Below are 18,471 nucleotides of genomic sequence, written 5' to 3'. Positions count from 1 at the left end.
ATGGCAACCGATCACACCACTTTTCCGCAGTTCGTCTCGGCCGGCGACATTCTCACTGACCTCATCCGCACCGGCGAGTCGAGCTGGCTGTCGCGCCCGGGCGGCGCGGGCTGGAACGTCGCGCGCGCCGTCGCCCGGCTCGGCCTGCCGACCGCATGCGCAGGCTCGCTCGGCACCGACAATTTCTCCGACGACCTCTGGCAGGCGAGCGTCGCCGCGGGCCTCGACATGCGCTTCATGCAGCGCGTCGAGCGTCCGCCGCTGCTCGCCATCGTCCACAAGACGCAGCCGCCGACCTACTACTTCATGGGCGAAAACGGCGCGGATCTCGCCTTCGATCCCGAGAAGCTGCCGCAAGGCTGGATGGAGCGCGTGAAGTGGGCGCACTTCGGCTGCATCAGCCTCGTGCGCCAGCCGCTCGGCGCGACGCTCGCCGCGCTCGCCGCGAAACTGCGCGAGCACGGCGTGAAGATCAGCTTCGATCCGAACTACCGGAACCTGATGGAGCACGGCTACGAGCCGATCCTGCGCAACATGGCGGGCCTCGCCGATCTCATCAAGGTGTCGGACGAAGACCTGCACATGCTGTTTCGCGGCATTCCCGAGGAAGACGCGCTCGCCCAACTGCGCGCGATGAATCCGCAAGCCACCGTGCTCGTCACCCGCGGCTCGTCGGAGGCGACGCTCTATGCCGGCGATGAAGCGTTCAACGCGCGTCCGCCGGTCATCGAGGTGGCGGATACGGTCGGCGCGGGCGATGCGTCCATCGGCGGGCTGCTCTATAGCCTGATGGCGCGTCACGGCGGCTGGCCCGAGCATCTCAAGTTCGCGCTCGCGGCGGGCGCGGCGGCGTGCCGTCATTCGGGCGCGCATTCGCCGTCGCTCGACGAGGTCGAGGAATTGCTCGGCTAAGGACTCAAGCGCGGACTCAAGCGCAGATTCGGGCGCGCCGCGGTCACACGCGGCGCATGACCGCGTGCTAGCATGAATTTCATGCTTAAGTCCTTGGGCCAGAGGCGAATCCATCATGGAAGACACGACCTACACGAAAGGCATCTACACCGCGACGATCGGCGTGCGCGCCATCGACGGCGGCAAGTTCCAGGGGCTCGTCTCCCTCTCGCGCGACGACGGCGAGCAGCCCGACGCGACGCTCTACGAAGTGGAAGCGGCATCGGAGAACGAGCACGAAGCACTCGACGAAGCGCGCGCGCTTGCGCACCGCATCCTCGGGGAAATCGAACTGTAGCTGGCAGAAAGACGGCGCGGGCGCGCCGTACACTGCATCGGAGGGCGACATGCCGGACCAGGTCTTCCTATATGGCGTCTATTCCATCCACGTGCGGCCGATCGAGCTTCAGGGCCCGCGCTGGGACGCCGAGTACGAGATTCGCCATCTGGACAAAGCCGTGCAGGACTGGAAGACAGTCGGCGGCGACGACGGGCTCCCGACGTCCAACGAAGCCATTCAGCTCGCGCACCTGCGCGCGGTCGCGGACATCGACGCCGGCGCGGGCATTCCGAAGCCCCGCGCGTTTCCCTGACTCTCCGCTCAATCCACCGGCATTTTCGGGTGCGGCCTGAGTCCGAGGCGCTCGGCCTCGCGATGATCGATTGCGGCCGCGCGTTCGTAGCCTTCGCGCGCCACCGCCCGTTCGACGTAATCGAAGAGCACGCCTTGCGGCTCGATCAGCCTCGCGACGAAAGCGATCTGCAACGTACTCGCGAGCAGTATGTCGGCGGCGGTGAACGGCTCGCCGAGCAGCCACGGCCCTTCTTCGAGCGCGCTTTCGATTGCGTGTTCGACGCGCGAAAGATCGCCCCAGCCGAAGCTGAAGGTGTTGCCCTGCGCGCCGGTCAAGCGCTCGGCCATCGCCGGTTCCAGGCATGAGCCGGTGAAGAACATCCATTGCAGGAACCGGCCGCGCGCCGGGTCCGAAAGCGGCGCGCCCAGACGCGCGTCCGGAAAGCGGTCGGCAAGATAGAGCAGCACCGCGCCGGATTCGGCCACGCGCACGCCGCCGTCGTCGAGCGCGGGGAGCTTCGACATCGGGTTCACGCGACTGAACGCGGCTTCGTTCTGCGCGCCCGCGCGGATATTCACGAACGCCAGTTCATACGGCTCGCGCAGTTCTTCGAGCATCCACAGCGCGCGAAACGCGCGCGTCTTCGGCCAGTAGAAGAGTTTCATCGGCGTCGGCCTTCTCTTGTTTTCGGAGCGTTCAGGTTAGTCCTAATCAGCGCCGCCACGCGAGCCGCACGGCTGCGGGTTTACGCCGACGCGCGCCCGGATCGAGCAGATTTCTCCCATTTATCTCGAAAAAGCCTGCGTGGTTTCTCAACGTCTGCCGATTTGCAGCGAGTGCGCAAAAACATTCCGCTTTCGGTGACAAAAAATGACGTATTGCCTCACATACAAAGAACGAGACAACCATGAACGCACGCGTCCCCGCCGATGCCCTGTCGCCTCGCCTCAACGAACCCGCGCTGTCCGACTATCAACTCGCCGACAACCTGAGCGCCACGCGCGGCCGAATCTTCCTGACGGGCACGCAGGCGCTGGTGCGTCTCGTGTTGATGCAGCGCGCGCTCGACCGCGCCGCGCATCTGAACACGGCCGGCTTTATCAGCGGCTATCGCGGCTCGCCGCTCGGCATGGTGGATCAACAACTGTGGAAGGCGAAAAAGCTGCTCGCGTCGCACGACGTGCGCTTTCTCCCCGCGATCAACGAAGAACTCGGCGGCACCGCCGTGCTCGGCACGCAGCGCGTGGAGAGCGACCCGGAGCGCACCGTCGATGGCGTCTTCGCGATGTGGTACGGCAAAGGTCCGGGCGTCGACCGCGCAGGCGATGCGCTCAAGCACGGCAACGCGTACGGCTCGTCGCCGCACGGCGGCGTGCTCGTGGTGGCAGGCGACGACCACGGCTGCGTCTCGTCGTCGATGCCGCATCAGAGCGATCAGGCGATGATCGCGTGGCACATGCCGGTGGTGAATCCGTCGAACGTGGCGGACATGTTGGAATTCGGGCTGTACGGCTGGGCGCTCTCGCGCTTTTCGGGCGCGTGGGTCGGCTTCAAGGCCATTTCCGAGACGGTCGAATCCGGCTCGACCGTCGATCTGGATGCGTTGAAGACCGACTGGACCGCGCCCGATGGCTTCACGCCGCCGCCGGGCGGCCTGCATAACCGCTGGCCCGACTTGCCGAGCCTCACGATCGAAGCGCGCCTGCACGCAAAGCTCGACGCCGTGCGCCACTTCGCGCGGACGAACAGCATCGACAAGTGGATCGCGCCGAGTCCGCGCGCGAACGTCGGCATCGTGACGTGCGGCAAGGCGCATCTCGATCTCATGGAGGCGCTGCGCCGCCTCGACCTGACCGTGGACGACCTCGACGCCGCTGGCGTGCGCATCTACAAAGTCGGGCTGTCGTTTCCGCTTGAAACCACGCGGCTCGATACCTTCGTCGAAGGGCTCGCGGAAGTGCTCGTGATCGAGGAGAAAGGGCCGGTCGTCGAGCAGCAGATCAAGGATCATCTGTACAACCGCGCTCAGGGCGCGCGGCCGGTCGTGATCGGCAAGACGACGCAGGACGGCGCGCCGCTACTCTCCGCGCTCGGCGAGCTGCGGCCCTCGCGCGTGCTGCCGGTGTTCGCGCAGTGGCTCGCGCGCCACAAGCCGGCGCTCGACCGCCGCGACAAAGTGGTCGATCTCGTCGCGCCGAAAATTCTGTCGAATATCGCCGATGCCGTGAAGCGCACGCCCTACTTCTGCTCGGGCTGCCCGCACAACACGTCGACGAAAGTGCCGGAAGGATCGGTGGCGCAGGCGGGCATCGGCTGTCACTTCATGGCGTCGTGGATGGAGCGCGACACGACCGGCCTCATCCAGATGGGCGGCGAAGGCGTGGACTGGGCCTCGCACGCGATGTTCACGAAAACGCCGCACGTCTTCCAGAACCTCGGCGACGGCACGTACTTTCACTCGGGCATTCTCGCGATCCGGCAGGCCGTGGCCGCGAAAGCCAACATCACGTACAAGATTCTCTATAACGACGCCGTCGCGATGACGGGCGGCCAGCCGGTCGACGGCAGCATTTCCGTGCCGCAGATCGCGCGGCAAGTGGAAGCGGAAGGCATCGCGCTGCTCGTCGTCGTGAGCGACGAACCGGAGAAGTACGACGGCCACGAAGACCAGTTCCCGCGCGGCACGACCTTCCATCACCGCAGCGAACTGGATGCCGTGCAGCGCCGCCTGCGCGAAACGGCCGGCGTGACCGTGCTGATCTACGACCAGACGTGCGCCGCCGAAAAGCGCCGCCGTCGCAAGAAGGGCGAGTTTCCCGATCCGGACAAGCGCCTTTTCATCAACGAAGCCGTGTGCGAAGGCTGCGGCGATTGCGGCGTGCAGTCGAACTGCCTGTCCGTCGAGCCGGTGGAAACGGAACTGGGACGCAAGCGCCGCATCGATCAGTCGTCGTGCAACAAGGACTATTCGTGCGTGAACGGCTTCTGCCCGAGCTTCGTCACGCTGGAAGGCGCGAAGCTGAAGAAAGCCGACGGCCACGCGTTCGATCCCGCCGAACTCGCGCGCCGCGTCGATGCGCTACCGCCGCCGCGCGCGCATCTGAATCACGCGCCGTACGACATGCTGGTGACGGGCGTGGGCGGCACGGGCGTCGTGACGGTCGGCGCGCTTATCAGCATGGCGGCGCATCTGGAGGGCAAGAGCGCGTCGGTGCTCGATTTCATGGGCTTCGCGCAGAAAGGCGGCTCGGTGCTGTCGTTCGTGCGCGTGGCGAGCGAGGACGCGCTGCTCAACCAGGTGCGCATCGACACCCAGCAGGCCGACTTGCTGCTCGCGTGCGATATGGTCGTCGGCGCCAGTCCGGAAGCGTTGCAAACGGTGCGGCATGACCGGACGAAGATCGTCGTGAACACGCACGCCATCCCGAACGCGAGCTTCGTGCAGAATCCGGACGCGAATCTGCACGCCGACGCGCTGCTCGACAAGATGCGCCACGCGGCCGGCGCCGATGCCGCCGATGCCCTGCAAACCTGCGACGCGCAATCGCTCGCGACGCGCTTTCTCGGCGATACCATCGGCGCGAACATTCTGATGCTCGGCTTCGCGTGGCAACTCGGCCTCGTGCCCGTGTCGCACGGCGCGTTGATGCGCGCGCTGGAACTGAACAATGTCGCGGTCGCCGCGAACAAGCTCGCCTTCGCGATCGGACGGCTCGCGGCGGCGGATATGAATGCGCTCGATTCGCTCGCGTCCTCGGCGCAGCCAAAGCGCGTCGCGATGGCGGACATGCCGCTTGCCGACCTCATCCGCGATCGCGAAGAGCGGCTGCTCGCGTATGGCGGCGCGAAATATGTCGAGCGATATCGTTCGCTGATCGCGCAGGCATCGGCGAATGAAGAAGTGAAGCGCGCAGTGGCGACTACGTTCTACAAGCTGCTCGCGGTGAAGGACGAATACGAAGTCGCGCGCCTGCACGCGGACCCGGCGTTCCGCGCCGCGCTCGCCGCGCAGTTCGAAGGCGCGCCCGGCGACGCTTACACGGTGAAGTTCAACCTCGCGCCGCCGGCTTTGTCGCACGGCGCGCCGAAGAAGAAAACCTTCGGCCAGTGGATGTGGCCGGTGCTCGGCGGCTTGTCTAAGCTGCGCGCGCTGCGCGGCACGGCGCTCGATCCGTTCGGCAGAACGCTCGAACGCCGCATGGAGCGCCAGCTCGCGAAGGACTACGAAACCACGATGCAGCGCGCGCTCGCGAAACTCGATGCCGCCAACGCCAAGGACGTCGCGGCGCTCGCCGCGCTCTTCGAGCGCGTGCGCGGCTACGGTCACGTCAAGCTCGCGAATCTCGCGATGGTCAAACGCAGCGAGCGCGAACTCGTCGCGCGGCTCGGCATCGAAGCGGCGACGGACGATGCCGTGCGCGCGTCTATCGAAGCGATGAAAGGCGCGTCGTCGCTGAAGGGCATTCCGGTCGTCGTCGCGAAGTGAGCGAAGTCAGTCGGCGTCGTCGTCCGGCAGCCAGTCGATGTCGCCGCACAGCACGCAGCGCTTGCCGCCCGAGCGGGTCTCTACCGAGAGCGTGACGCACGGCATCGCCTCGTTGATCGACAGATACGGCTTCGTCACATGCACGCGCTCGGGGTCGCCGAGCGCCGCGCGAAAGTACGGACGGCGCAGCCAGTTCGCGCCCTGCGCATCGACGAGCGGCAGGAAGCGCGCTTCGTGCGCGGCGCGGTCGGCGCGCAGCACGACATTGCGGCCCGACTGCCGGCCGTTCTGATCGAGCAGAAAGCAGCGCGCGGCGTGATCGAGCGCGAGGAAGTTCCAGCACACTTCGTCGAGCGGTTCGCCCGCCGCGAGCCGCTCCGCCGCGCGCTCGAACGCGCGCACGTATGGCTGAAGCCGCGTCGCGACGCGCCGCTCGCGCGCTTCGGTCTGCAAGCGATACCGCTCCGTCAATTCGCCGATGATGTTCTGCGCATGCACGCCGTCCGCGAGCCCCGGATGCGGCCGCGCGAAGAAAAAGCCCTGCACGAAGTCCGCGCCGCTCGCGAGCGCAAGCTGCGCCTCGTGCTCGGTTTCGACGCCCTCTATCAGCACGAGCTTGCCCGCCTCATGCAGCAGCGAGACGATGCCCGACAGCACCGCTTCCATATTGCGACGCTGCTTGCGCGTGCGCTCCGACAGCGGCGCATGCACGTTGTGGCCGGCGTGCGACAGCATCACGCGGTCGAGTTTGACGATATCCGGATCGAGTTGCCAGATTCGTTCGATGTTCGTATGCCCCGCGCCGAAATCGTCGAGCGCGATAAGGAAGCCCTGATCGCGGAACTGCTGCACGGCCTGCGCAAGACGCTCGATGTCCTCCGCGCTCTGCTCCAGCACTTCGAGCACGACACGGCGCGGCTCGATATGCAGGCGCTTCAGATTGGCGAGCAGCGCGGCCGCGTGATACGGCTCGGTCAGCGCGCCGGGATGCACGTTGAGGAACAGCCATTCGTCCTGCGCGCCGAGCATCTTGAAGTTCTCGAGATGCAGCGCCTGCGCGAGACGGTCGATCTGCAACGCTTCGCCGACGCGCGACGCCTGCGCGAACACATCGACCGGCGGCACGGGACGGTCGAGCGCGTCGTGCGCGCGCAAAAGTCCTTCGTAGCCGACCGCGCGCATGTGCGAGAGGCTGAACACCGGCTGGAAGACGCTGGAGAGCGTCCACTCGCCGTGCTCGACCGAATAGCGGTCCAAGCCCGACATCACGCCGAGCTCGAAGCTGCGCGCGGAGAGCGTCGTCTTTTCGGGATTGGCGATCACCATGTGGATGCCCCCGCGCGCGCGCCGCGCGCTTCATGCTCCGGCCCCGCGCCGGTCCCGCCCGATACCGTTTTCATAAGAACCGCCCTCGATGATCTCGTCGGGAGTCTCGCGTCCCGTGGCTGTCGTTAAAGCAAGGTCCATGCGCGCGAAGCCGCCGCCTTTGTCGGGCGTTTGCAGGGTTCATGCACCGCGAGCGGGCGGCAAACGCATGCACGCGCACCGCGTGGGTGCGTCGCGCAAACATGCCGTGGACGAAGCGTCGGGCTACACTCTCGCGTCGTCTCGAAAATAAACGGACGCCCGCGCGTTCGCATCCGGCATGGAAATCGTCTTCACCGTTCTCATCCTGCTGATGATCGTGGCGCTGTCCGGCGTCGGTCTCAGCCTGCTGCCGGTCAAGCTGCCGCTGCCGCTCATTCAGATCGCCATCGGCGCGATGCTCGCGTGGCCCGGCTTCCGGCTGCACGTCACGTTCGACCCCGAACTGTTCATGCTGCTGTTCATCCCGCCGCTGCTGTTCGCCGACGGCTGGCGCATTCCGAAACGCGAGCTGTATCTCGCGCGCCGCGCCGTTCTCATGCTCGCGCTCGGGCTCGTGTTCATCACCGTGGGCGCGCTCGGCTACTTCCTGCACTGGATGATTCCCGCGATGCCGCTTCCCGTCGCCTTCGCGCTCGCAGCCGTGCTTTCGCCGACCGATGCCGTCGCGCTCACGGGCATCGCCGGGCGCAACCGCATTCCGGCGAACCTCATGCATATTCTGGAAGGCGAAGCGTTGATGAACGACGCGTCGGGTCTCGTCGCGCTGAAGTTCGCCATTGCGGCCGCGCTGACCGGCGTGTTTTCGCTGCACGAGGCGGCCATCAGCTTCGTCGTGATCTCGGTGGGCGGGCTCGCGATCGGCGCGGCGATCAGCTGGATCGTCACCGAGATTCCGGCGCGCGTACTCAAGTTTTCCGAGGACGACGATCCCGCCGCGGGCGTGATCCTGACCGTGCTGATTCCGTTCGCCGCCTATGTGATCTCGGAGCGCGCGGGCTGCTCGGGCATTCTCGCGGCCGTTTCCGCCGGGATGATGATGAACATCCAGAGCCTGCGCGCGACCATTCCGAGCGCGGTGCGCGTGCGCATGACGAGCACGTGGACGATGATCGAGTTCGTCTTCAACGGCATGGTGTTCATCCTGCTCGGCTTGCAGTTGCCGCACATCATCGGGCGCGCGTTGATCGAGGCGCATCAGGACGGCAACGCGCAAGTCGGCCTTCTGATCGGCTATGTGATCGCGACGGTGCTCGCGCTCTACGCGCTGCGCTTCGTGTGGGTGTATTGCCTGCGCTGGGTCGCGAGCCGCAGCGCGGCGAAGGTCGGCATCGAAAGCGCCGCGCCCGGCTTGCGCACGCTGGCGCTGACGACAATCGGCGGCGTGCGCGGCGCGGTGACGCTCGCGGGCGTGCTTTCGCTGCCGGTCACGCTCGATAACGGCGCGGCGCTCGCGGGGCGCGATCTGGCGATCTTCATCGCGTCGGCGGTGATTCTGGCTTCGCTCCTGATTGCGGTCGTCGGCTTGCCGGTGGTGCTGCGCGGCGCGAAGCGCGAGCGCAATCCGCACGCGGCGGAGGAGCGACTGGCGCGTCGGCGCGCGGCGCAGGCGGCGATCCGCGCCATCGACGAAACGCACGCGCTGCTCACCGACGACATGGACGAAGCCGCGTCCGCCCGCTGCGCGGATTCGACGGCGCGCGTCATGGACACGTACCGGCTACGGCTGGAATCGCTCGGCGATGAGGAAGCGCCGCGCGTGGCGGCGAGACGAAGCGAGATCGTGGAAACGCGCCTCAGAATGGCGGCGCTGCGGGCCGAGCGCGCGGAACTGCTGCGGCTGAGAACGGATCAGGCGATCAACGATGAGACGCTGAACAAGCTGATGCGGGAGATCGATCTTTCGGAGACGGCGATTGTGAATCGTAAGCGGGGGATGACGCCGTGAGGGCGTGGCGGCCGCAACCGCCACCATCCATCAAACCACACCCGCCCCGCGCCGGCGCAGGATCGCATAGAAAATGATCGCGCCGAACGTCGCCGTGCCGATGCCGCCGAGCGCGAAGCCGCCGAGCTTCAGCGTGAAATCGCCTGCGCCGAGCACCAGCGTCACGGCAGCGACGATCAGATTGCGGTTATCCGAGAAGTCCACCTTGTTGACGACCCAGATGCGCGCGCCCGTCACCGCGATCAGGCCGAACACGACAATCGACACGCCGCCGAGCACTGGGCCGGGAATCGTCTGGATCAGCGCCCCGAACTTCGGCGAAAATCCGAGCACGATGGCGAACAACGCGGCGATCACGAACACGAGCGTCGAGTAGATCTTGGTGACTGCCATCACGCCGATGTTTTCCGCGTAGGTCGTCACGCCCGTGCCGCCGGCAAAGCCCGAGACGATGGTCGCCAGCCCGTCGCCGATGAACGCGCGGCCGATGTACTTGTCGAGACTGCGTCCGGTCATCGCGCCGACCGCCTTGATGTGGCCGAGATTTTCGGCGACGAGAATGATCGCGATGGGCGCGAGCAGCGTCATGGCCTGCGGCTGGAAGACCGGCGCGGTGAAGTGCGGCAGGCCGAACCACGCGGCGTTCGAGACGATGCCGAAGTCGATCGGCTTGCCCATGCCCATGCCGTTGGTCAGCACCGCATAGATGATGTATGCAATGGCGAGGCCGATCAGAATGAGCAGCCGCTGCGCCATGCCGCGCGCGAACACTGCGACGCCGCCGACGCACAGCACGGTGACGAGCGCCATCCACGAATCGAAGTTGCTGCCGCTCACGCCTTTCACGGCGATCGGCGCGAGATTCAGCCCGATCACGCAGACGATCGAGCCGGTGACGACGGGCGGCATCAGCGCTTCGATCCAGCGCGTGCCGACGGCCGCGACGATCGCGCCGATGACCGCATACGCCACGCCGCACGCGATGATGCCGCCGAGCGCGACCGGAATGTTCGGGTTAGCGCCGTGCCCCGAGTAGCCCGTGACCGCGATCACGAGCCCGATGAACGCGAAACTGGAGCCGAGATAGCTCGGCACGCGTCCGCCGACGAGCACGAAAAACAGCAGCGTGCCGATGCCGGACATGAAGATGCAGAGATTGGGATCGAAGCCCATCAGGAGCGGCGCGAGCACGGTGGAGCCGAACATCGCGACGACGTGCTGAATGCCCATCGCGATCATTTGCGGCCAGGGCAGGCGCTCATCGGGCCCGACGACGCGCCCGCCTTCGGCATTCGGCTGCTCGGGCCAGCGCGGGAAATAGGAATCGGACATGGGCAGCTCTCCTTCTCGGCGATGATGCGCCGGCCACGCGGCGCGCTTGATTCTTCGGACAGGCGCGAGTGTACGGAGTGGGCCGAACCGAGGCAAGCGAGCCGAAAATCGGTGTTGCTTATGCGATGTTGGGCGCGGTTTCGCGGAGGTTGGGGTTGCGTGGCGCTATCGCGTGGTGTTGCCTGCTCGATCGTCCGGCGCTGTGGGGCGGAGTTCGCTTGAGGCGACGACGCCGGCGAACCGGCGACGTCCTGCGGGCGCATACGAACCTTCCCGCGCGCGCCTACACGCGACGTTGCCTGCGCGATCGTCCGGCGCTTCTTCAAGCGGCGTTCGCTGGATGCGACGACGCGCGATCCAGCACCGGCCGGCGGGCGAACGGAAGCCTTTCCGCGCACCTACACGCGACGTTGCCTGCGTGATCGGCGGGCGCTGTTCAAGCGGCGTTCGCTCGATGCGACGACGCACGAACCAGCACCGGCCTGCGGGCGAACGGAAGCCTTTCCGCGCCGCCACACACGACGTTGCCTGCGCGACCGGCGGGCGCTTTTTCAATCGGCATTCGCTTGGCGCGACGACGCGCGAACCGGCGACGTCCTGCGGGCGCATACGAACCTTCCCGCGCGCGCCTACACGCGACGTTGCCTGCGCGATCGTCCGGCGCTTCTTCAAGCGGCGTTCGCTTGATGCGACGACGCGCGAACCGGCACTGCCTTGCGGGCGAACGCGAACCTTTCCGCGCGCCTACACGCGACGTTGCCTGCGCGACCGGCGTGCGCTGCTTCAATCGGCATTCGCTCGATGCGACGACGCACGAACCGCCACCAGCCCGCGCAAGCCCTGCCTCCGCCCGCTGCCGCCCGCTTAAGCGCGCCCTTCCAACTCGAACACCGCCACCGCGCCCTTCAACTGCTCGGCCTGATCCGCCATCGCGCCGGCCGCTGCCGCGGCCTGCTCGACGAGCGCCGCGTTCTGCTGCGTCACCTGATCCATTTGCGCGACCGCGCGATTCACCTGCTCGATGCCCGCGCTCTGCTCGTGCGACGCCGCCGAAATCTGCGCCATGATGCCCGTCACGCGCTGCACGGCTTCCGTGACTTCAGCCATCGTCGCGCCGGCGCGCTCGGCGATCGCCGCGCCGCTGTCCACGCGCGCCGTCGACGCTTCGATCAATTCCTTGATCTCCTTCGCCGACATCGCGCTGCGCTGCGCGAGCGAGCGCACTTCGCCCGCCACGACCGCGAAGCCGCGCCCTTCCTCGCCCGCCCGCGCCGCTTCGACGGCTGCGTTCAACGCGAGAATGTTCGTCTGGAACGCGATGCCTTCGATCACCGCGATGATGTCCGTCATGCGCTTGCTGCCTGACGCCAGTTCGCGCATGTTGTCGACCACTTCGCCGACCAGTTCGCTGCCGCGCGCCGACACGTCCGACGCGCCGCGCGCGAGCGTGGTGGCTTCGTCGGCATTGCTCGCGTTCTGGCGCACCGTCGCGGTGAGCTGCTCCATGCTCGACGCGGTTTCTTCCAGCGACGCCGCCTGTTCCTCCGTGCGCTGCGAGAGGTCGGTGTTGCCCTGCGCGATCTCGCGCGATGCGAACAAAATCGACTCGCTCGCGTGGCGAATGCCGCCGACGATATCCGCGAGCTTGCTGCTCATGTTGCCGAGGCTGTGCAGCATGCTGCTGTCGTCGCCGGGACGGGTCTCGACGCGCGCCGTCAGATCGCCCTGCGCAATGCGGTTGGCGATCTGCGCCGCATACGCCGGCTCGCCGCCGAGCTGCGCGGCAAGACGCCGACCGATGACCACGGCCAGCACCGCGCCCGCCGCCATCGCGCCCAGAACGAGCGCGAGCAACACGACGCGCATGGTGTCGTACTCCGCCGCCGCGCTCGCGCGCGCCGCCGTCGCGCGCGCACGCTTGTAGTCGGCGAGCCGCTCCAGCGCGTCGCGCGCCTTCTCGCTCGCGGCAATCGCGCGTGCAATCAGCCCCATCTGATCGACGTCGATGGGCATGGGCTTCACGCCCATCTGCATCTGCACGATGTCTTCCCACGCGGCGACCGACTGGCTCGCGGCGTCGTAGAGCGCCGAGCCTTGCGGCGTCGAGAGCGTCGGGCGCATGCGCTCGAACGCGCGATGCATCGCGGCGAGCGATTCGCCCATGTCCTGTTTGAGCTTCTGCTTGCCGGCGTCGTCGGCGAAGGTCAGGTTGGCGGCGTCGAGGTCCGTGTTGACCTTGTGCTTGTTGATTTCCTCGGCCCAGTAAAGGCCGTCCATGTGACGGTCGCCGATTTCCTCGACGAGGCTATGCATCTTGGCAAGCGACACCACGCCGGTTCCGCCCACGCACGCCGTGAACAGAATCACGACCGCGAACGACAACAACAGCTTGCTCAAGACCGACAGGCGGTCAAACCCTTTCATCGATGTCTCCGAATGTCGCGAGCGGGCACGTCGGACGCAGCCGGCGCGCACGCGCTCGCTCGCTTCCGGTCCCCGGCTCCTTTTCCGCGCCCCGCAGACGACGCCCGCGGACAGCGCTTCTCGCCGGTGCAATGCCGGCGTTGCGCGATACATGTCACGCACAAGGAGGCTTTACGGCGCTCGCGACGTGTTTCTTGAGCGCGGTATACAGGGTATATGGCGGAAACGTCGCCGCGCGCATGGCGGCTGGGAGACACCTTTCTTGTTGCTAACAAGCAGGCGATTAGGAGACTTCCTACTTTTCGGATTTATCGTATATAAGGGCGCGATGCCGCCACGTATGCTGCGTTCGTGCATATCCCCATGTATATGCACGAAGTCGTTGCAACTCTCCGATTACCGCCCTCGTTCCCCGGCTTGGGCGGTTCTTTTTTGGTTCGTCGTTTTCCTGCGTGGCAGCGGTCGCTTACTGGCGCACCGGCTTCTTCGCCAGCTTGCGCTGCAACGTGCGCCGATGCATGTTGAGCGCGCGCGCCGTCGCCGAGATATTGCCGTTGTTCTCCGCCAGCGCCCGCTGGATATGCTCCCACTCCAGCCGCGCCACCGAAAGCAGCGTCGGATGCTCGATTGCTTCCTCGGCCGTCTGCTCGCTCGCCTCTTCCTGAAGCGCCAGAAGAATCGATTCGACGTTCGCGGGCTTCGCCAGATAGTTGTCCGCGCCGTCTTTCACCGCTTGCACGGCCGTCGCGATGCTCGCATAGCCGGTCAGCACGAGAATGCGCGCATCCGGTTGCAGGTCGCGCAACGGGGCAACGAGGCGCAGCCCGGAATCGTTGCCGAGATGCAAGTCCACCGTGATCTGACCGAACTTGTGCTGGTTCGCGAGCTTCACGGCTTCGTCCGCGTTGTGCGCCTGATGCGCCGTGTAGCCGCGACGCGCCAGCCCGCGCGCCAGAATGCCCGAGAAGACTTCGTCGTCGTCGATGATCAGGAAGTTGTTATCGCTCATGGTTCATTTCTCCTTGTTTCTCTTGGCCAAGCAGGTTCACGCCGCGCCGCTCGATTCCGTTCGCGCCGTCGCAACCGGCGCCGCCGCCGCGCCCCGGTTCGGCACCCTGAGCACGGCGCGCGTGCCGTGCGGCTCGGCCTCCAACAGTTCGATGGAACCGTTGAGCCGCGCCGCCGCCGCGAACGCCAGATAGAGCCCGACGCCGTGGCCGCCCTGCGTGCTGTCGACAGGGCCCGCGCCGAGCGACGCGCGCAGCGCGGGCGGAATGCCGGGGCCGCGATCGCACACTTCGAAGCGCACGTAACGCGCGCCTTCTTCCGCTTCCGCCACGGCTTGCAGCGTCACGAACTCGCTGCTCGCGCGCGCGGCGTTGTCGAGCAGGATCGTGAGAATCTGGCCGACGGCCACCGCGTCGTCGATGGACGCGGTCGCCGGCGCTTCGCCGACTTGCTCGAACTCCACTTGCGGATGCCGCAGCCGCCATTGCTCGATGAAACTCGCGAGCCATTCGTCGAGCGGCTGCCGGTTCGACGGCCCGCTCGCCCGGCTGCGCAGCCGCGCGAGCGCCGACGTGCAGAGCGCCATCTGCTGTTCGAGCAGTTCGAAGTCGTCCGCGTACGGCGCGAGATTGGAGTCGTGCGCGGCGGCATCGCGCAATTCTTCGGAGAGCATGGCAATGGTGGACAGCGGCGTGCCCATTTCATGCGCGACGGTTGCTGCCTGCACGCCGAGCGCGACCGCGCGTTCATCGCGCAGATGACGCTGCTGCGCGTCGGCGAGCGCGGCGTCGCGCAGGCGCAGCGCCCGCGACATGCGCGCGACGAACCAGCCGATCAAGCCCACGCTCACCATGAAGTTGACCCACAGGCCGAGGCGGAAATAATCGAAGAGATTCGCCGGATTCTCGATATTGAGCGGCACGTAGTTGTAGCTGAGAAGCGCGTAACACGCGACGGCGAAGAGCGCGAGGCACGCCATCATGTGCCACGGCAGGATGGCGGCGGCAATGGCGAGCGACGGCAGATACAGCGTGACGAACGGATTGGTCGCGCCGCCCGACAGAAACAGCAACGCCGACAGCGCGCCGAGATCGACGCACATCTGCCCGAAGAGTTCGAGATTCGTCTCGGGCCGCGCCCGCGCGACGCGCAGCCACGTCAGCCCGTTGAACACCATTTCCAGCGCGATCACGAGCAGCATGGCCGGCAGCGGCAGATTCGCGCCCAGCCAAATCTGCACGACGGCGATGGTCGTCAACTGGCCGATGATCGCGAGCGAGCGAAGCCAGAACAGATGGCCGAGGTTGACGCGACCGGTATTCGTTATGCGATGCATGTTCCTTCGAGTGCGCGCCGGCAGCGAAAGCGCGCGCCGGCAAGTCGTGGTTCATGCGGCATTATCCCGCTTGCGCGCGCCGCCGAACCGCCGATGGCGCGATTTGTCGCACCCCGCGCGGCATGCGCTCTGCTAACCCGAAATGCCGGCCTTTTCTATTTCAGCGAGCAGGCACGCCCGGCACAGACACGCTTCGGCCGCGCGCAGGCGCTCCGGGGGCAACGCGGGCAGCGACGCACACCAGCAGGCGGCATCGCCCGAAAGCGAGCCGCATCGGAAAGTCGCGCCGCAGCGGGTGCAGACGGCGGACGGCGCGTCGGTTTGGGACGATGGCTTCGTCATGGTGACGCATTCGTGACATAGAGAAGTTGAACGATGATCGCACGTCGGCGCTGTGCCGGAAAACGCGGGCGGCGTCGCGGCAAAACGTCATATCGCCTCGCATCGGTCCTGTACAATTCCGCCTGTTTAACGCTCTTCGCCTCGACTGCCGCCATGTCCGACCTTCCCGACCTCACGCAGATCGCGCCTACCCTGAAAGCTGAAATCCTGGCCGAGGCGCTGCCCTATATTCGTCAATATCACGGCAAGACGGTCGTGATCAAATACGGCGGCAATGCCATGACCGAAGAGCGTCTGAAGCAAGGCTTCGCGCGCGACGTCATTCTGCTGAAGCTCGTCGGCATCAACCCGGTGATCGTCCACGGCGGCGGCCCGCAGATCGACCAGGCGCTGAAGAAAATCGGCAAGCAGGGCACGTTCATTCAGGGCATGCGCGTCACCGACGAAGAGACGATGGAAGTCGTCGAGTGGGTGCTCGGCGGCGAAGTGCAGCAGGACATCGTCACGCTCATCAATCATTTCGGCGGCCACGCGGTCGGTCTCACCGGCAAGGACGGCGGCCTCATCCACGCGCGCAAGCTGATGATGCCGGACCGCGACAATCCGGGGCAGTTCATCGACATCGGTCAAGTGGGCGAAGTCGAAGCCATCAACCCGGCTGTCGTGAAGGCGCTGCAGGACGACGCGTTCATTCCCGTCATTTCGCCTATCGGCTTCGGCGAAGACGGCCTCTCGTACAACATCAACGCGGATCTCGTCGCGGGCAAGCTGGCGGTCGTGCTGAACGCCGAAAAGCTCGTCATGATGACCAACATTCCCGGCGTGATGGACAAGGAAGGCAATCTGCTCACGGACCTTTCGGCGCGCGAGATCGACGCCCTGTTCGCCGACGGCACCATCTCCGGCGGCATGCTGCCGAAAATCTCGTCGGCGCTGGATGCCGCGAAGAGCGGCGTGCGTTCGGTACACATCATCGACGGGCGCATCGAGCATTCGGTGCTGCTCGAAATTCTGACCGAACAGCCGTTCGGCACGATGATCCGCTCGCATTGAGCTTCATTGAGCCCCGCTCATTTCATGACGACGCCCGCCTCCGCGCGGGCGTTTCTTTTCGCGCAATGAATTCGCATCCCACTTCCCGCCGCCGCCGCGTCGAGCCGCGCGTGCCGGTCTGGCTCTTCGATCTCGACAACACGCTGCATCACGCGTCGCATCAGATCTTTCCGGCCATCAATCGCGCGATGACGCAGTACATCATGGACCGGCTCGGCGTCGATGTGGACGAGGCGAACCGGTTGCGCGTCGGCTATACGGTGCGCTACGGCGCCACGCTGGTCGGCCTCGTGAAGCATCACGGCGTCGATCCGGCCGACTTTCTTCACGTCGTCCACACGTTCGCCGATCTTCCGTCGATGCTGCGCGCCGAGCGCGGCATCGGCCGCACGCTGCGCGCGCTGCCGGGCCGCAAGATCGTGCTGACCAACGCGCCGTCCGTGTACGCGCGGGCCGTGCTCGCGGAACTCGGCATCGAGCGCCTATTCGAGCGCGTGATCGCGATCGAAGACATGCGCGAAGGCGACCGCTGGCGCTCGAAGCCGGACGCGCCGATGCTTCGCCGTGCGATGCGACGCGCGCGCGTGCGGCTCGCCGATGCGATTCTCGTCGAAGACACGCGCGGGCATCTGAAGAGCTATCGGCGGCTGGGCATTCGGACCGTGTGGATCGTCGGGCATCTGCCGGCGGCGCGCACCTCCGCAGGCGCGGCTTCGGTGCGTTTGCCGGGCGTGGGCAGGCCGCATTATGTGGATCGCACCGTGCGGTCGTTGCGCGCGCTGACGCTCGGCATGCGCGGCGGCGCGCTCGGGCGGCCAGCGGCTAGATCCTGAAGAGACGCCGCGCGAGAATATCTTCGAGGTCCGAACGCGTATCGACGACGAGATGCACGTAGATCGTGTCGTCGTCGACCTTATAGATGATTCGGTTCGTCCCGCTAACGACTTCGTAATACCCCGTCATGCGAAAGTCGACGAGTTCCGGCGGCGTCGCGCCCTTGCGCGGCGAAGCCTCGATGTCCGCGACAGCATCCGCTATCTTGTCGCGCGTCGCTTTCCATGCGGTGCCGCCAAACTTGTTGATGACATAGCGCCGGAAGTCCTGCAAATCTTGTCGAACGGGATCGAGAAAGACGGTCTTCATTTGAGGCCCTCTTCCTTGTCGAGCCGCTCGATCTCGGCGAAAAAATCGCCCGCGCTGATGCAATGTCCCGCCTCGATATACTTCTGCCCCATCGCCAGAATCTTGAGCAGCGCGACGGTCTGATGCAGGTCCTCGTAGGACTGAACGTCCTGCACGACAACCTTCGCTTCCCCGTTTTGCGTGATGAGCATCGGCTCGCGGCTTTCCACGACGTTGCGGATCATCTCGGCTGCGCGGCTCTTCAAATGACTCAGCGGTCTGACGCGACTCGGTTTCATGTCGATTCCCGGCAAGGCGCGATGCCTAGACAATATAGACAGAAAACGACGCGCCACCCAAGCCGGCGACCACTTCACGATTAGCGGCTTTATTACGTTTTCCGCTATACTTCATCGCTTGACAGAATTGAACACGCGCCGATTTGCTGACTCGATTGCGGGCGCGCGAACCAGGGCATCATTCGGCATTGCTCCGGTTCACTATAAATGCGGCTAAAGAGGTCGTCAGC

At 66.0% G+C, this 18,471-nt stretch carries 16 protein-coding genes; 7 read left to right on the top strand and 9 right to left on the bottom strand.

The window, feature by feature from the left end; all coding sequences use genetic code 11:
- The 3 genes from NCR34_RS01235 (at position 1) to NCR34_RS01225 (ending at position 1,544) form a co-directional block, all read left to right on the top strand.
- Positions 1-912, top strand: a complete 912-nt coding sequence (locus tag NCR34_RS01235) for a carbohydrate kinase family protein (RefSeq protein ID WP_248320888.1) — start codon at positions 1-3, stop codon at positions 910-912.
- Between the two features lie 115 nt (positions 913-1,027).
- Positions 1,028-1,249 carry a hypothetical protein gene (locus NCR34_RS01230; RefSeq protein ID WP_159837620.1) on the top strand — a complete coding sequence of 74 codons (222 nt, stop codon included), beginning with the start codon at positions 1,028-1,030 and terminating at the stop codon, positions 1,247-1,249.
- Between the two features lie 49 nt (positions 1,250-1,298).
- Positions 1,299-1,544, top strand: coding sequence for a hypothetical protein (locus tag NCR34_RS01225; protein WP_248320887.1), 246 nt, complete (start codon positions 1,299-1,301; stop codon positions 1,542-1,544).
- Positions 1,545-1,552: 8 nt separating this feature from the next.
- On the opposite strand, the gene NCR34_RS01220 is transcribed toward NCR34_RS01225, so the two are convergent.
- Positions 1,553-2,191 carry a glutathione S-transferase family protein gene (locus NCR34_RS01220; protein ID WP_248320886.1) on the bottom strand — a complete coding sequence of 213 codons (639 nt, stop codon included), beginning with the start codon at positions 2,189-2,191 and terminating at the stop codon, positions 1,553-1,555.
- A 242-nt stretch (positions 2,192-2,433) separates the two neighbouring features.
- On the opposite strand from NCR34_RS01220, the gene NCR34_RS01215 reads away from it, so the two are divergent.
- On the top strand, positions 2,434-6,012 hold the full coding sequence (locus tag NCR34_RS01215; RefSeq protein WP_250498897.1) for an indolepyruvate ferredoxin oxidoreductase family protein: 3,579 nt from the start codon (positions 2,434-2,436) through the stop codon (positions 6,010-6,012).
- A 6-nt stretch (positions 6,013-6,018) separates the two neighbouring features.
- Here NCR34_RS01215 and NCR34_RS01210 read toward each other — a convergent pair whose 3' ends face one another.
- A complete protein-coding gene (locus NCR34_RS01210; RefSeq protein ID WP_248320884.1) occupies positions 6,019-7,338 on the bottom strand; it encodes a sensor domain-containing phosphodiesterase in 1,320 nt (439 codons plus the stop codon).
- A gap of 319 nt (positions 7,339-7,657) precedes the next feature.
- Here NCR34_RS01210 and NCR34_RS01205 point away from each other — a divergent pair, with 319 nt between their 5' ends.
- Complete coding sequence (locus NCR34_RS01205) at positions 7,658-9,325, top strand: Na+/H+ antiporter (protein ID WP_250498896.1); 1,668 nt, start codon at positions 7,658-7,660, stop codon at positions 9,323-9,325.
- A gap of 30 nt (positions 9,326-9,355) precedes the next feature.
- On the opposite strand, the gene NCR34_RS01200 is transcribed toward NCR34_RS01205, so the two are convergent.
- From NCR34_RS01200 to NCR34_RS01180, 5 genes are all read right to left on the bottom strand, one after another.
- Positions 9,356-10,657: a solute carrier family 23 protein gene (locus NCR34_RS01200; RefSeq protein WP_175938951.1), complete on the bottom strand. Its 1,302-nt coding sequence runs from the start codon at positions 10,655-10,657 to the stop codon at positions 9,356-9,358.
- Between the two features lie 864 nt (positions 10,658-11,521).
- On the bottom strand, positions 11,522-13,081 hold the full coding sequence (locus NCR34_RS01195; RefSeq protein ID WP_250498895.1) for a methyl-accepting chemotaxis protein: 1,560 nt from the start codon (positions 13,079-13,081) through the stop codon (positions 11,522-11,524).
- A gap of 466 nt (positions 13,082-13,547) precedes the next feature.
- Positions 13,548-14,090 (bottom strand): response regulator transcription factor, encoded by a 543-nt coding sequence (locus NCR34_RS01190; RefSeq protein ID WP_159837606.1) that lies wholly within the window; start codon positions 14,088-14,090, stop codon positions 13,548-13,550.
- 36 nt (positions 14,091-14,126) lie between these two features.
- Positions 14,127-15,425, bottom strand: a complete 1,299-nt coding sequence (locus NCR34_RS01185) for an ATP-binding protein (RefSeq protein WP_250498894.1) — start codon at positions 15,423-15,425, stop codon at positions 14,127-14,129.
- 132 nt (positions 15,426-15,557) lie between these two features.
- The gene (locus NCR34_RS01180) at positions 15,558-15,767 is read right to left on the bottom strand and encodes a cysteine-rich CWC family protein (protein WP_248320879.1); all 210 of its coding nucleotides are present in this window, start codon (positions 15,765-15,767) and stop codon (positions 15,558-15,560) included.
- Positions 15,768-15,920: 153 nt separating this feature from the next.
- Here NCR34_RS01180 and argB point away from each other — a divergent pair, with 153 nt between their 5' ends.
- Complete coding sequence (gene argB, locus NCR34_RS01175) at positions 15,921-16,820, top strand: acetylglutamate kinase (protein ID WP_159837600.1); 900 nt, start codon at positions 15,921-15,923, stop codon at positions 16,818-16,820.
- Positions 16,821-16,885: 65 nt separating this feature from the next.
- On the top strand, positions 16,886-17,653 hold the full coding sequence (locus NCR34_RS01170) for a pyrimidine 5'-nucleotidase (protein ID WP_250498893.1): 768 nt from the start codon (positions 16,886-16,888) through the stop codon (positions 17,651-17,653).
- Here the strand turns inward: NCR34_RS01170 and NCR34_RS01165 are convergent.
- Entirely contained in the window at positions 17,643-17,963 is a 321-nt protein-coding gene (locus NCR34_RS01165; RefSeq protein WP_159837596.1) for a type II toxin-antitoxin system RelE/ParE family toxin, read from the bottom strand. The genes NCR34_RS01170 and NCR34_RS01165 overlap by 11 nt on opposite strands.
- Positions 17,960-18,241 (bottom strand): type II toxin-antitoxin system Phd/YefM family antitoxin, encoded by a 282-nt coding sequence (locus NCR34_RS01160; protein WP_175938940.1) that lies wholly within the window; start codon positions 18,239-18,241, stop codon positions 17,960-17,962. The genes NCR34_RS01165 and NCR34_RS01160 overlap by 4 nt, the downstream gene beginning before the upstream one ends.
- Between the last annotated feature and the right edge of the window lie 230 nt (positions 18,242-18,471).

Source organism: Caballeronia sp. GAWG1-5s-s (genome assembly GCF_023631445.1).
Classification (GTDB): Bacteria; Pseudomonadota; Gammaproteobacteria; order Burkholderiales; family Burkholderiaceae; genus Caballeronia.
Note: the sequence above shows the minus strand (reverse complement) of the source record. Positions and strands in the feature narration are given on the sequence as shown.

Bases quoted from the DNA above. Each gene is read 5' to 3' on its own strand.
- NCR34_RS01235 (WP_248320888.1), top strand. From the start codon at position 1: ATGGCAACCGATCACACCACTTTTCCGCAGTTCGTCTCGGCCGGCGAC.
- NCR34_RS01230 (WP_159837620.1), top strand. From the start codon at position 1,028: ATGGAAGACACGACCTACACGAAAGGCATCTACACCGCGACGATCGGC.
- NCR34_RS01225 (WP_248320887.1), top strand. From the start codon at position 1,299: ATGCCGGACCAGGTCTTCCTATATGGCGTCTATTCCATCCACGTGCGG.
- NCR34_RS01220 (WP_248320886.1), bottom strand. From the start codon at position 2,191: ATGAAACTCTTCTACTGGCCGAAGACGCGCGCGTTTCGCGCGCTGTGG.
- NCR34_RS01215 (WP_250498897.1), top strand. From the start codon at position 2,434: ATGAACGCACGCGTCCCCGCCGATGCCCTGTCGCCTCGCCTCAACGAA.
- NCR34_RS01210 (WP_248320884.1), bottom strand. From the start codon at position 7,338: ATGGTGATCGCCAATCCCGAAAAGACGACGCTCTCCGCGCGCAGCTTC.
- NCR34_RS01205 (WP_250498896.1), top strand. From the start codon at position 7,658: ATGGAAATCGTCTTCACCGTTCTCATCCTGCTGATGATCGTGGCGCTG.
- NCR34_RS01200 (WP_175938951.1), bottom strand. From the start codon at position 10,657: ATGTCCGATTCCTATTTCCCGCGCTGGCCCGAGCAGCCGAATGCCGAA.
- NCR34_RS01195 (WP_250498895.1), bottom strand. From the start codon at position 13,081: ATGAAAGGGTTTGACCGCCTGTCGGTCTTGAGCAAGCTGTTGTTGTCG.
- NCR34_RS01190 (WP_159837606.1), bottom strand. From the start codon at position 14,090: ATGAGCGATAACAACTTCCTGATCATCGACGACGACGAAGTCTTCTCG.
- NCR34_RS01185 (WP_250498894.1), bottom strand. From the start codon at position 15,425: ATGCATCGCATAACGAATACCGGTCGCGTCAACCTCGGCCATCTGTTC.
- NCR34_RS01180 (WP_248320879.1), bottom strand. From the start codon at position 15,767: ATGACGAAGCCATCGTCCCAAACCGACGCGCCGTCCGCCGTCTGCACC.
- argB (WP_159837600.1), top strand. From the start codon at position 15,921: ATGTCCGACCTTCCCGACCTCACGCAGATCGCGCCTACCCTGAAAGCT.
- NCR34_RS01170 (WP_250498893.1), top strand. From the start codon at position 16,886: ATGAATTCGCATCCCACTTCCCGCCGCCGCCGCGTCGAGCCGCGCGTG.
- NCR34_RS01165 (WP_159837596.1), bottom strand. From the start codon at position 17,963: ATGAAGACCGTCTTTCTCGATCCCGTTCGACAAGATTTGCAGGACTTC.
- NCR34_RS01160 (WP_175938940.1), bottom strand. From the start codon at position 18,241: ATGAAACCGAGTCGCGTCAGACCGCTGAGTCATTTGAAGAGCCGCGCA.